The organism is Chryseobacterium sp. WLY505, from assembly GCF_030846215.1.
GTDB lineage: Bacteria > Bacteroidota > Bacteroidia > Flavobacteriales > Weeksellaceae > Chryseobacterium.
In genome coordinates, this window is record NZ_JAVCWI010000008.1 from 123184 (window position 1) to 136527 (window position 13344).

At 37.1% G+C, this 13344-nt stretch carries 15 protein-coding genes and 1 riboswitch; of the genes, 9 read left to right on the forward strand and 6 right to left on the reverse strand.

From position 1 onward, the window contains the following. The first annotated feature begins 63 nt into the window (after positions 1-63). The 8 genes from RAH34_RS16465 to RAH34_RS16500 all read left to right on the forward strand — a co-directional run bounded on the left by RAH34_RS16465 (position 64) and on the right by RAH34_RS16500 (position 6352). Positions 64-633, forward strand: a complete 570-nt coding sequence (locus RAH34_RS16465; protein ID WP_114820567.1) for a hypothetical protein — start codon at positions 64-66, stop codon at positions 631-633. Between the two features lie 3 nt (positions 634-636). Beyond that, positions 637-1368: a bifunctional demethylmenaquinone methyltransferase/2-methoxy-6-polyprenyl-1,4-benzoquinol methylase UbiE gene (ubiE, locus tag RAH34_RS16470; protein ID WP_047096897.1), complete on the forward strand. Its 732-nt coding sequence runs from the start codon at positions 637-639 to the stop codon at positions 1366-1368. A gap of 3 nt (positions 1369-1371) precedes the next feature. Then, positions 1372-2154 carry a porin family protein gene (locus tag RAH34_RS16475; RefSeq protein ID WP_034695972.1) on the forward strand — a complete coding sequence of 261 codons (783 nt, stop codon included), beginning with the start codon at positions 1372-1374 and terminating at the stop codon, positions 2152-2154. Next, positions 2147-2596, forward strand: coding sequence for a hypothetical protein (locus tag RAH34_RS16480; RefSeq protein ID WP_228411955.1), 450 nt, complete (start codon positions 2147-2149; stop codon positions 2594-2596). The genes RAH34_RS16475 and RAH34_RS16480 overlap by 8 nt, the downstream gene beginning before the upstream one ends. Next, the gene (locus tag RAH34_RS16485; RefSeq protein WP_034695967.1) at positions 2596-2883 is read left to right on the forward strand and encodes a cell division protein ZapA; all 288 of its coding nucleotides are present in this window, start codon (positions 2596-2598) and stop codon (positions 2881-2883) included. Before RAH34_RS16480 ends, RAH34_RS16485 begins: the two co-directional genes overlap by 1 nt. A 233-nt stretch (positions 2884-3116) precedes the next feature. After that, a complete protein-coding gene (gene rny / locus RAH34_RS16490) occupies positions 3117-4682 on the forward strand; it encodes a ribonuclease Y (protein ID WP_185144333.1) in 1566 nt (521 codons plus the stop codon). A gap of 73 nt (positions 4683-4755) precedes the next feature. Beyond that, positions 4756-5997, forward strand: coding sequence for an MFS transporter (locus RAH34_RS16495; RefSeq protein ID WP_114820565.1), 1242 nt, complete (start codon positions 4756-4758; stop codon positions 5995-5997). Between the two features lie 166 nt (positions 5998-6163). Then, positions 6164-6352, forward strand: a complete 189-nt coding sequence (locus tag RAH34_RS16500) for a hypothetical protein (RefSeq protein ID WP_114820564.1) — start codon at positions 6164-6166, stop codon at positions 6350-6352. An 80-nt stretch (positions 6353-6432) separates the two neighbouring features. On the opposite strand, the gene RAH34_RS16505 is transcribed toward RAH34_RS16500, so the two are convergent. From RAH34_RS16505 to RAH34_RS16525, 5 genes are all read right to left on the reverse strand, one after another. After that, positions 6433-7368, reverse strand: a complete 936-nt coding sequence (locus tag RAH34_RS16505; RefSeq protein WP_306596843.1) for a YeiH family protein — start codon at positions 7366-7368, stop codon at positions 6433-6435. A gap of 105 nt (positions 7369-7473) precedes the next feature. Then, positions 7474-8349 carry a LysR family transcriptional regulator gene (locus tag RAH34_RS16510; protein ID WP_306596844.1) on the reverse strand — a complete coding sequence of 292 codons (876 nt, stop codon included), beginning with the start codon at positions 8347-8349 and terminating at the stop codon, positions 7474-7476. A 346-nt stretch (positions 8350-8695) separates the two neighbouring features. Then, positions 8696-10003, reverse strand: coding sequence for a voltage-gated chloride channel family protein (locus tag RAH34_RS16515; protein ID WP_306596845.1), 1308 nt, complete (start codon positions 10001-10003; stop codon positions 8696-8698). Between the two features lie 31 nt (positions 10004-10034). After that, positions 10035-10102, reverse strand: a riboswitch (Fluoride riboswitch). Between the two features lie 160 nt (positions 10103-10262). Beyond that, positions 10263-11102, reverse strand: a complete 840-nt coding sequence (locus RAH34_RS16520; protein WP_306596846.1) for a GLPGLI family protein — start codon at positions 11100-11102, stop codon at positions 10263-10265. Between the two features lie 84 nt (positions 11103-11186). Continuing rightward, positions 11187-11654: an acyl-CoA thioesterase gene (locus tag RAH34_RS16525; RefSeq protein ID WP_306596847.1), complete on the reverse strand. Its 468-nt coding sequence runs from the start codon at positions 11652-11654 to the stop codon at positions 11187-11189. A 121-nt stretch (positions 11655-11775) separates the two neighbouring features. On the opposite strand from RAH34_RS16525, the gene RAH34_RS16530 reads away from it, so the two are divergent. Then, positions 11776-12132: an arsenate reductase family protein gene (locus RAH34_RS16530; RefSeq protein ID WP_306596848.1), complete on the forward strand. Its 357-nt coding sequence runs from the start codon at positions 11776-11778 to the stop codon at positions 12130-12132. A gap of 126 nt (positions 12133-12258) precedes the next feature. Here RAH34_RS16530 and gcvT read toward each other — a convergent pair whose 3' ends face one another. Continuing rightward, complete coding sequence (gcvT, locus tag RAH34_RS16535) at positions 12259-13335, reverse strand: glycine cleavage system aminomethyltransferase GcvT (protein WP_306596849.1); 1077 nt, start codon at positions 13333-13335, stop codon at positions 12259-12261. Positions 13336-13344: the final 9 nt, after the last annotated feature.

Below are 13344 nucleotides of genomic sequence, written 5' to 3' on the forward strand. Positions count from 1 at the left end.
TTAATATTAATAACGGAGAATTAAAAATATTATTAAATTTGCAAAAATTGTACTTTACAATCTATGAAAAACAACTCGTCCTTAAAAGGCTTACTTATTGCAGCTGTGGCGTTTATCGTTGCCTTTGGGATCTACTTCCTTTTTTTAGCCAAGAAGAATTATTATGTGGTAGATAATCCTACCCCGAATACGTATTACTTTAAGATCAATAACGGATCTGAAGGAATTATTTCAGCGGGGCAGTATGTGCATGTGGATTTGAATAAAGGGAAAAACTCTATTCAGGTTTTTGATCAGAACAAAAAAATGCTTTACGATTCTGCATTTGAAGTGAATAAACTTCGTGGTCTGATTAATATTACCCACCAGGATTACTATGTAAACGATCAGTATTACGGATACAATCTTAAAAAAGATTCGTTACTGGCCCACCTTGATAAAACTGTTATTGACGGAAAGGATTATTACGGAGGAGCAAGACGCTTCAATAAGCTTTACACAGAAGATTTTTATTACAATGTAGATGAAGACTACGACAAAGTGATCAAAAATATCCAGAAAGTGGAATCAAGATCCAAAATCTTCAGAAAGCAGGATTACCTAAATTATTACAAAGAATATTACAAGTTTTAAGTTTTGACAAAAGATATCACCAAAGTTACTCCCTACAATTCAGAGGCTACAAAAAAAAGCCAGGTAGAGGATATGTTCGACAACATTGCACCGAAGTATGACCTTCTGAACCATGTTTTATCCATGAAAATTGATGTTTTATGGAGAAATAAACTGGTAAGATGGATGAAAAATGATAATCCGCAGGAAGTGCTGGATGTGGCTACAGGAACGGGGGATCTGGCAATTACCATTGAAAAAGGAACCGGTTCTAAAGTAGTTGGATTAGATTTATCACAACAAATGCTGAATGTTGGCGTTATTAAAATAAAAAAACTTAAATTAGACGGCAAAATTTCCATGCAAAAAGGAGATGCAGAAAATTTACCTTTCGAGGACAATAGATTTGATGCTGTTTCCGTTGCATTTGGAGTAAGGAATTTTGAAAACCTTACCAAAGGTTTGGCAGAGTTAAGAAGAGTAGTTAAAGATAACAAAAGTGTTTATATACTGGAGTTTTCAAAGGTTGAGGGTTTCATGGGGCCATTTTATATGTTTTATTTCAAAAATATATTGCCTGCCATCGGCAGATTGGTTTCTAAGGATAATAGGGCGTATACATACCTTCCGGATTCTGTAAATGCTTTTCCTTTCGGGGAGAAGATGAAGCAAATTCTTTTAGATACGGGATTTAAGAAAGTTGAATATAAAAAATTAAGTTTAGGTATAGCCACAATTTATAAAGCAACAAAGTAACCTATGAATAAATTTCTATTAAAAGCACTGGTTTTAACCTCAGTAAATGTTGCCGTTTTTGCAAACGCGCAATTCAGAACCCGAAACAGAATGGACAAGTTGGAAGATTTCGACGAACAGAAATTCAGTTGGGGGTTTTATTTGAACGGGAACAGACTGGATTACCGCATTGTTTTGCATCCGAAATATGGGATGAATGATAATGAAAACCTTGTTACCTCTAAGGAAAGCTATAGTTTCGGTGCCGGGCTTATTGCAAAATGGAGACTGAATGACTATCTTGATGTAAGAGTAGAACCAGGGTTACAGTTTGCACAAAGACAGTTGACTTTTAATACTCAATCCAATGACATTTATGCGGGTGGATCTTTAACCAATCCTCCTTTTATGCCATTCCCTTTACAGGAAAAGGATAAAGTAAGAGAAATTAAATCTACTTTGATTGATATTCCGGTACTACTGGAACTTCACGGTCAAAGATGGTACAATTCAAGACCTTACGTTGCTGCAGGGGTAAACTATGTGGTAAACCTTCAGTCTAACTCAAGTTCCACAGATGACAACATGCAGGGAATCTACAGATCTACAACGCACAACTTTGCATGGTCTGCAGAAATGGGAATTCAGTTTTATTTCAACAAGTTTAAACTGACTCCTGCTGTAAGAGGAACATTCTTCATGAACAACGAAAAAGTGGCTGATAACGCTACTACACCTCCTTACTGGTCATCTGCGATCTCTACATTGCAGACAAGAGCGGTAATGTTCGTTTTGAAATTTGAATAAAAAATATTGTATTGAAAAATACGCGGGAGGTGCACTGGCACCTCCTTTTTTATTGTTATATCAAAATATAGAGTGTTTTATTTTTGTTAGTGTTATTATTTTTTTATTTTTGCTTTTAGTTAGAATATACAAACCTGAAATGCTTCAAGATTTAGAAAACAATTTTTCAGAATTAGAGAGAAAGATTTCGACTCTGCAAAAGAACTATAAAAATCTTACGGAAAATTTAAAAGAATTAAATTTTGAGCATGAAGAGTTGAAGAAGAAATATGATGAGGAAAGAAGAAAGAATCAGGTATTAGCAGAAGAACAAAAAAATATAAAACTTTATTCAGCAATATCAGGAAATCCTGAACACAATAGGTTAATGAAAAACCATATCAACAGATTGGTAAAAGAAATTGATTTCTGTATTGCTCAGCTTCAAAACAGTGGATTATAATGGAGGTAAGGAGAATAACCGTCAACATTGCAGGAAGAGTGTATCCGCTGAACGTACCGGCAGCAGAGGAAGAAACTTTGCGTAAAGTAGGGAAGCAGATCGAGAATATGATTAAAGATTTTGAACAGAATTTCGATGTAAGAGATAAACAGGATGCTTTGGCAATGTGTGCCCTTAAACTGGGAACCAATGCAGAAGTAGTTTCTCTGAACTACGAGAAAAATATTAATTCTACCAACGAAAGATTAACGCAGATTAATCAGTCGTTGAATGAAATCGGGAAATAGATTTTTTTTCCTGAAAAGTACTGCCTACAATAATTCTAACACATTAAAGGTAAACTCAACGCTAAACAATTACCGAACAAATGTCCATTGAATGGCGTGCCGGGCTTCCGGATTACAGACAGTGGAAATCAGTTCAAATCGTGTTGATTAGGAGTTTACTCTCAATCTCTGGATTATTGTGGGCTTTTTTTATTGAACAAGGATATGAATACAATTAAAACTCAATATAAATTATGATAGAAGTTATAGTCGGTGTTGTTTGTTTAGTAATCGGAGCTGTCGTGGGAATGTTTTTTTCCAGAAGTTCTCTGAATACTAAAGCAAAATTCATCATAGATGATGCAAAGAAAAATGCCGAAAACCTTATAGAAAAAGCTAACGTTCAGGCTGAATCCATAAAGAAAGAAAAGAACCTTCAGGCTAAAGAAAAATTCCTGGAACTGAAATCACAGCATGATGCAGACATTCAGTCCCGCGAAAAGAAAATGCAGGAAGTTGAAAAGAGAACGAAAGACAAGGAGCACAAGCTGAATGACGAGCTTAGCAAGACTGGAAAACTTGAAAAAGATTTAGACAAGCAGATTGCAGATTATGCTAAGAAAAATGAAATTCTTGAAAGAAAGCAACAGGAATTAGATACAGCTACTGCCAAGAAAGTAGAAATACTTGAGAAAATTTCTAATTATACAGCAGAGGAAGCTAAAGCAGAATTGGTAGAAACCATGAGAGCTGAAGCTAAAACAAGAGCACAGGCACATGTTCAGAGCATCATGGAAGAAGCTCAGATGAATGCTAAAAATGAAGCGAGAAAAATCGTTATCCAAACGATCCAGAGAATCGGAACGGAGCAGGCTATTGAAAATTCAGTATCAGTTTTCAACATCGAATCTGATGAGGTAAAAGGTAGAATTATCGGTAGAGAAGGTAGAAATATCCGTGCTTTAGAAGCGGTAACTGGAGTGGAAATCATCGTGGATGATACTCCGGAAGCTATTCTTCTTTCATGTTTTGACCCTGTAAGAAGAGAGATTGCAAGATTATCCCTTCACAGATTGGTAACTGATGGTAGAATTCACCCGGCAAGAATCGAGGAAGTTGTAGAAAAAACAAGAAAACAGATCGAGGAGGAAATCATCGAAGTGGGTAAGAGAACCATCATTGATTTAGGAATCCACGGATTACACCCGGAATTGATCAAAATCGTAGGTAGAATGAAGTACCGTTCTTCTTACGGACAAAACTTACTACAGCACTCAAGAGAAGTAGCCAACATTGCTGCAACGATGGCTGCTGAGTTAGGATTAAACGTAAAATTAGCGAAAAGAGCAGGTCTTTTACACGATATCGGTAAAGTTCCTGAGCAGGAATCAGAGTTACCACACGCCCTTTTAGGAATGCAGTGGGCTGAGAAATACGGTGAAAACCCTGAAGTAGTAAACGCTATCGGAGCTCACCACGACGAAATTGAAATGAAGTCGTTATTATCGCCGATCATCCAGGTTGCCGATGCCATTTCAGGAGCAAGACCGGGAGCAAGAAGACAGGTATTGGAATCTTACATCCAGAGATTAAAAGACCTTGAATCTGCAGCATTAAGCTTCGATGGAGTATCCAGTGCTTACGCAATCCAGGCAGGTAGAGAACTGAGAGTAATGGTAGAGAGTGGAAAAGTAAATGACGAAGTAGCGTCTCAGCTTTCTTACGACATCTCTGAGAAAATCCAGAATGAACTGACTTATCCGGGACAAGTAAAAGTAACAGTAATCAGAGAAACAAGAGCTGTGAATATTGCCAGATAATAATCAGAAAAAGATATTTAATAAAAACCTTTCAAGAAATTGAAAGGTTTTTTATTTTTATCAAAACTTAAAAATGCAAGAACTGTCCCTGTCTTCAAAACTGAAGTACATTTTCTCTATTCCCGTTATTATTTCTGCCTTAGGCTATTTTGTAGATATCTATGACCTTCTTTTATTTGGAATTGTCAGAATACCCAGCTTAAAGGCATTGGGGCTGAATCCGGATGCGGACGGAACCTTTATACTGAACTGCCAGATGGTAGGACTTCTTATTGGAGGAGTATTCTGGGGAATTTTCGGAGATAAAAAAGGGAGACTTTCTGTACTCTTCGGGTCTATTCTGGTGTATTCATTAGCCAATATTGCCTGTGGTTTTCTTCCTTATTTTCCGAAAGAGCATTTAGTGTACCAATATGCCGGTTTAAGGTTTATTGCTGGTATTGGGCTTGCCGGAGAGCTTGGAGCAGGAATTACACTGGTTTCTGAAAGCCTGCCGAAGAATCTAAGAGCGATCGGAACCTCGGTAGTTGCAGGTTTTGGATTAATGGGTGCTGTTGTTGCCCAACTTACCGTAGAACTGGCTGGAGGCTGGAACATTTCTTACATTATCGGCGGGATCATGGGGATCATGTTATTGATACTGAGAATAAGCGTATCGGAATCCGGAATTTATAAGAATCTTGAGCATAAAAACATCTCAAAAGGAAATTTTCTCTCCTTTTTCACTAATAAAGACAGATTGATAAGGTATTTAAAATGCATTGCAGTAGGATTGCCTACATGGTATTGTATAGGGATTCTGGCTGTTTTAGCCAATCAGTTTGCCCCTGAATTGGGCATAAAAGATATCAACCCCGGAAAAGCAATTATGTGGGCTTATGTAGGTATTTCTGTCGGTGACCTGTTGAGCGGTTTTATTTCTCATGCTTTAAAATCCCGTAAAATGGCCATTTTTTATATGCTGATCTTTACGCTGATCGGGGTAGCAATTATGTTATTCGGCAATACCAACACGGAAACCAAATATTATCTGTTTTGTGTATGGCTGGGATTTGGAACAGGATATTGGGCGATGTTTGTAACACTGGCAGCAGAACAGTTCGGAACGAATATCAGAAATACTGCAACCACAACTGTTCCTAACATGGTAAGAGGGCTGGTACCGGTGATGATATTCGCCTTTGATTCCCTTAAAGGGCATTTCCCTGTGGTGGAAAGTGCTGCCATAGTAGGAGTGGTGGTATTCGGGCTTGCATTTTATTCTTCACTTACCATTTCTGAAACCCACGACAGAGACCTTGAATTTACAGAATAATTAACTTGTTTAAAAAATAATACTTAGTTATTCCTTATTTTGAATATAATAATGAAGTTATAATCAACAATTTATTAATTTTTGCAATAATTTTTGTTGCATATATTTAATATTTGTTTAACTTTGGAAGGTAACTAAAACTATATTTTAAATCAAACTAAATCTCATGAACATTATGAAAAACGCTAAAAAATTAAAAAAACAGGATCTGAAAAACATCACCGGAGGAATAAGTGGAAACCCTGATTTATCACTATGCGGATGCAGCTGCTCAGGAGCAGTAACCGGACCTTGGTATTGTGTACAGTATATCGGTTGCCCGCAGGTATATACTTGTGGTGAAGCCGCAATCTAAAGAAAATTATTTCAATTAGAAATAAACATTTCCACATTTAATATGCAGAACCCTTTTGATTTCAAAAGGGTTCTGCGCTTTTAATGGATAATGTAAAGCAGACTGCCGATGCTTATCGTTACCCATAGGATAATTGCCATAACCAAAGGTTTTAATCCGATTGATTTCAGCGTTCGAATAGAAAGGGTAGAACCAATCAAAAATAAAGTCAGATTCAGACCGGATTTTGCCAGAACAGTAATCGAAGTGCTGAAACGGTCAAGAAAGGGGAAATAAGTATTCAAAAGGATCGCCACAATGAAATATCCGATAAACCAAGGAATCTTTATTTTAGAATCTTTGCTTTTAAAAATAAACATGGTAATCAGTGAGACAGGAATAATCCATAAAGCACGAGCCAATTTCACAGTAGTTGCTATTTTCAAAGCTTCATCCCCATATTTACTGGCCGCACCTACTACAGAACTCGTATCGTGAATTCCTACTGCACACCAAAGTCCAAACTGTTCCTGAGAAAGATTCAGAAGATGCCCTATTGCAGGATAAACGAATAATGCAATAGAATTAAGGGTGAAAACAATAGCAAGGGCAAGAGAAATCTGTTTGGTGCTTGGTTTAATAATAGGAGATACTGCGGCGATGGCACTCCCGCCACAAATAGCAGTTCCAGCGGAAAGAAGATAAGCTAATGGCCTTTCCAGTTTAAATAATTTTCCCAGAAAATACCCTAAAACCATAACGGTGGCAATACTTACAACGGTCAGCATCAGTCCTGTTTTTCCTGCGTGAAGCGCTTCATCCAGTTTAAGACCGAATCCCAGACCAACTATTGAAATCTGCAGCAACAAATGAATATATTGATGAAGGTGTTTTTCAAAAGGGTTTCCTATAAAGACAACCAGGAAAAAACCCAGAGCCAGAGCGATTGGAGAAGATATAAGTGGTGTAAGGCATAATATAGCCAAAACAATAAAAAATACTTTCCGTGTCATTTCATTTTGAATGAAATCTTTCATAATGCGAACTTTTAAAATCTGCACCAAAATTCCGGAAAATAGTATTACAAAGTAAATCGTATTTTGTTATATCGGATAACTAAAAGTTATATCTTTGCTTATTGCTTATTCCGCAAATCTCAGAAAAAGCCTGATCAGTTCAGATTGTTCGCCTTTAGGCAGGATAAAATGAAAATCTCTTTCAATACTGAAGTTTTTAATATCAATCACTGTAAGGATGTTGTTTTTAAGTTCATTCAGGATAGTGCTGATGGAAAGAAACGCCACGCATTCTGAGTGAAGAAGATAATTTTTGATACTTTCACTGCTTCCCAACTGCATGACGGTATTCAATTCATGGATATTAATTTCCTTTTCTTTAAGCCTGTTTTGGATAAACTCCAGTGTTCCGGAGCCCTGCTCTCTGAAGATCAGATCCAGTTGGTAAAGATCTTTTAAACTTAAAGTTTTATGAGCAAGAGGATGATCTGACTTTGCGGCCAGTACAATCTCATCGGGCTTAAACGTTTTATACTCGAAATAAGAAGACTGTGATTCTCCTTCAATAATGCCCAGATCAATTTTCTCCTCTTTTAAAAGGGTTGAGATTGTTTCTGTATTTCCTGTCAGCAATTCAATCTTAATATCTTTATAATACGAATTGAATTTGGCCAGAATTTCCGGTAAAATATACTGTGCAACGGTTGTACTTGCCCCGATAATCAGCTTTCCCTTATGCTGCTGACTGATCTGGCTGATCTCAAACTCCATGTCACGGTAGATGTTTCTGATCTTTTCGGCATGTTCAAACAGGATTTTTCCGCTTTGAGTCAGTTGGATAGAAGTTCCTTTACGGTCAAATAGCTTAGCACCTATCTGAGTTTCAATTTCTTTAATATGTTTAGTAACAGCCGGCTGGGAAATATGGAGCTCCTCTGAAGCCTTCGTGAAACTTAATCGGGTAGCCACCGTATGGAAAACTTTTAATCTGTAATCGAACATGGGGTAAAATTACGAATTATAGTTGGAAATGGTGAAGAGAGTTTGAGAGTTTGAGAGTTTGAGAGTTTGAGAGTGGGAGGGTTTGAGGGTGATGAGATGCGTGTTGCGTGTTGCGTGTTGCGTGTTGCGGGGTTTGGGAGTCTGAGGATTTGAGAGATTCGGGACTCGGGATTTCAGGTTTGTGGTTTTAAGTTTGAAGGATTTTAGGTTTCAAGATGTTATAAGTGAAGAAGTAAGAACTAAGAACCAATAAAAACCAGCATCCCGCAACAAAATAAACAAATAACTGTGACCTCGCATCTCGCATCTCGTAACTCGTAACTCGCACCACGAATCACGGAACCCCTTATAAAAAATCCGAAACAGACTTATCCTGCTGGCTTTCAAATCTTCTGTTTTTTGCCTCTCCAATCTTTTGTTTTGTATAAATACTGTTATGACCGGAAAGAAGGTAAGAAACAACACAGGCAATAGCCACGTACACACCACATTCTGCTCCGAATAATTCAATTCCCATCAGCATACAGGCCAGAGGAGTATTGGTAGCACCTGCAAATACGGCTACAAATCCCATTCCTGCCAATAATCCGAACGGTAATGGGATGAAAAGTGATAAAGCACTGCCCAATGTAGCTCCGATAAAGAATAAAGGAGTAACTTCTCCACCTTTGAATCCGGCCGAAAGCGTCACAATGGTAAAAATCATTTTTAAAGCAAAATCATATAACGGAAGCTGCTTTTCAAAAGATTCTACAATTACTGGAACTCCCAATCCGATATACCGGGTTGTTCCCATCGCAAAAACAGCAAGTGCTATAATGATTCCTCCAACAACTGGACGAAGCGGAGGGTATTTTATTTTTGATTTGAAAAGAGAACCCATCCAATGAATGATTTTACTGAAAGCAGCCGCACAGATTCCAAAAGCAATACCTGCCAGAATGCTGTAAAGAATGGGTAAAAATTCCAGTTTAGGAATAAAATCAATGTGATAATGAGTATGTTTTACATTCCAGAGATTGGTAGCCCAGTCTGCCAGAATGGCGGATGTAAATGCAGGAAAGATAGCGTTGTAACGGATTTTTCCCATCAGAAAAACCTCAAGACCAAAAACAGCTCCAGCCAGTGGAGTTCCGAAAACAGAACCAAATCCGGCAGCAATTGCTGAAATAATCAATACTTTTCTATCATTTCGGTCGAGCTTAAAAGGTTTTGTAAGCTGATCTGCGATAGCTCCCGCCATTTGAAGTGCTGTTCCTTCGCGGCCCGCAGAACCTCCGAAAAAATGAGTTACGATCGTTCCGAGGTAAACAAAAGGTGCCATTTTAAAAGGAATGATTTCCCTGGGTTCGTGAATCGTATCAATCAACAGGTTATTTCCTGCTTCTACATCTTTCCCGAAGTAATAATAGAGAAGTCCTATCAGAAATCCTGCACCAGGAAGTAGGGCAATCAGCCAGAGGTGATTTTCTCTGAAGTTTGTCGCCCATTCTAAAGACTGAAGAAACCCTGCAGAAGCTGTTCCTACCAAAGCACCAATAATGATACTGATAGACAGCCATTTTAAAATATAAGGGAGCGCCGGAAATTTTCTGAAGAAAAAATGAGTATGGAAAATTGCTTTTTTCGGTAATGTTCTTTGACTTTTTGACATAATAATCCTGATTAGTTATTTGTTAATAATCTTTTAATCAGGCGTCATCAGCTTTTGTAAAGCGGTTGGGTAAGGAAGAACACCATTTCCTTTTGATGGTACAAATATATGAATTATGATAAAAAGATAAAAGATAAAAGATAAAAGATAAAAGATGTACTTTAAATATCTGGATTCAATAGAGGTGGGATTTAGCCCGCCTGAATAAATTTTTAACTTTCCTCAGGCTTTAGCCCAAACTTAAAACTAAACCATGGTTTTAATATTTTGGATAATGCATTGCCTTATCAATCTCAAGCGGGTTATTATATTTCCTAATAACTTCCTGCATGCTTTTAGTTTGAGTATTCAGTTCATCAACATTACGGATTTCTTTTCCGTTGATATTAATTTTAAGATCATTGTTGGATTTGCTGAAATTATTTCTTTCAAAAGCAAAAGGATCGTTGTAAAATTCCATGATCAGTTTATATTTTTGCGTTTCATTGATAGGAATGGCTTTGTTTCCGAAATTGGATTCAACAAAACTATCGGTCGGGTATACTTCTGGTAATTCCTGGCTTTTAATAAGGTGATAAATGAAATTCTTTTTGGCGTCGTAAAGTTCAAAAATTAAACCCGGTAATCCACGGAGTTTAAACGGACCTTCATTAAATGGAATATCTTTACAGAACCAGGCCGTCCAGTTTCTCCCTCCAAATTTTGTAGTTGCTTTTTGTAAAGTATAATTTTCTACTTTCTTGGTTTCATTCGAAATGATCCAGTTTATTTTATCTGTCGTTTTAAAGGAATAATATCCGTTTTTAATATTGATGAAATTCTCATTGTCAAAAGAATTGATCTTTCTTTTAACCACCTGTCCGGTCATATCCGTATAGCTGAAGTTTGCTCCGAATTTTTTATTCAGTGAGTCTCTGATGGCGAGATCTTTTCCATAGAATTTTACTTCCTTCGGGGTGATATCCAGGATCATATTCACTTTTTCATATCCAGCCTCGGCAGAATCCATTTTATACTGAAGCTCATAAATAAACCGATGTGTCTGAGCGGGGCACAATGCTATCATAAGCGATGCCATTAAGGTGAAAATACTTTTCATATCATGTGATTGGTCTTTTTTTGTTACTGGTTTCCCAAAACTTTAAACCTTAAACCTCATAATCCCGCATCCCGAAACCCGTTCTTACAAAAACGGTTTCATTTCATCTTCAATCTGCGTTCTCAGTTCCATCAGGCGTTTAGCATACATTTCCTGCTGCTTTTCTTCCTCCGTTTCTGGAATCCATTTCGGTACAGGAAGCTTTTTTCCGTTTTCGTCTACCGCAACAAATACAATAATGCAGTGGGTTTTTTTCTCAAAATTCGGTTGTTTCAGGTTTCGGGAAAAGACATTGATCGCGATATGCATGCTGGAAGTTCCGGTATAGATCACCTGAGCATCTACTTTTACCACTTCACCGATTTTGATGGGATCGTAAAAACGGATTCCGCCCACATACACCGTAACGGAATAATTGCCGCTCCAGGTTGTTGCACATGCATAACCGGCCTGGTCAATCCATTTCATAACACTTCCTCCATGTACATTTCCTCCGTAATTAACATCCGAAGGCTCCGAAATAAACTGAAAAGTAATAGGCTTGTTCTGCATATTTATAAAATTTGAATAAAGTTATTTAATAATTTCCAAAGTTTTAGATTAAATCCTACTTTTGAAAGACGAAACTTTCAATGAAAGAGAATTTTAACCCATAACAGATTTAGAAACCGTAATGAAGAAAGTATTTTATCTCAATACATGTGATACCTGCAGAAAAATTTTAGCCCAATTCGATCTTACAGACTGGGAACTTCGCGAAATTAAAAAAGAGCCGATTACCAAAGAAGAATTGGCGGAAATGTATAAAAAAACAAAATCATACGAAGCATTATTCAGTAAAAAATCTACCCAGATCAAACTGAGAGGGTTGGATGTGAAATCTTTAACCGAGAAAGATTTTAAAGAATTATTACTGGATCATTATACCTTCCTGAAAAGACCTGTTTTTATTACTGACAAGGAAATTTTTGTAGGAAATGATAAAAAGAATGTTGAAGAACTGCAGAAGTTCTTTGGCGTACATGAATAAATTTAACTGGAAACTAATTTTGCAAATAATAAACCTTATAGGTTTTTAAAACCTATAAGGTTTGGTATAAACCCAAAAGAGGCTGTGATTTTCACAGCCTCTTCTCTTTTTCCTATTTTTTTCCAATTATACAAAAGGAGCTTTTACCACTTTTGCAGGAATGTTCTTGTTTCTTACCTGAATAAAGATCTCAGATCCTAATTTGAAATGAGGTTTGTCTACATAAGCAAGACCTAAACCTACTTTCTTCATTGGAGACTGTGTTCCTGAAGTTACTTTTCCGATTACATTTCCTTCAGCATCTACTACAGGATAATCGTGTCTCGGAACTCCTTTGTCTGTTAACTCAAAACCAACTAATTTTCTTCCAACTCCTTCTTCTTTCTGTTTGGCAAAAACATCTTTAGAAACGAAGTCTTTATCAAACTTAGTGATCCATCCTAGACCAGCTTCAATTGGTGAAGTGGTATCATCGATATCATTTCCGTAAAGGCAGAATCCTTTTTCTAATCTTAAAGTATCTCTGGCAGCCAATCCGCAAGGAATGATTCCTTCTTCTTTACCTGCTTCCATTACAGCATCCCAAAGTTTTTCAGCGCTTTCGTTGTTGAAATAAATTTCAAAACCTCCGCTTCCTGTATATCCTGTGTTTGAAATGATCACATTATTTTCTCCTGCAACACTTCCTACAGTAAAGTGGTAGTAAGGAATTTCCGAAAGGTTTACTTCCGTAAGTTTTTGAAGAATTTCAGTAGCTTTAGGCCCCTGAACTGCCAATAAAGACATTTCATCAGAAGCATTGGTCATTTTAGCACCGAAAGTATTGTATTTTGAAATATGGTTCCAGTCTTTATCAATATTGGAGGCATTTACTACTACAAAATATTTATCATCTTCCATTTTGTAAACGATAAGGTCGTCTACAATTCCTCCGTTTTCGTTAGGAAGACAAGAATACTGAGCTTTTCCGTTTTCAAGAGCATCTACATTATTGGTAGTTACATATTGCAAAAGATCTTTTGAGCCTGGCCCTTCGATGAAAAACTGTCCCATGTGGGAAACATCAAATAATCCTGCTTTTTCTCTTACGGCAAAGTGCTCTTCTGTAACCCCTGAATATTGAACAGGCATTTCAAAACCTGCGAAAGGTACGATCTTAGCTCCCAAAGAAACATGTTTGTCGTACAAGGCTGTTTTCTTCATATTTAATTT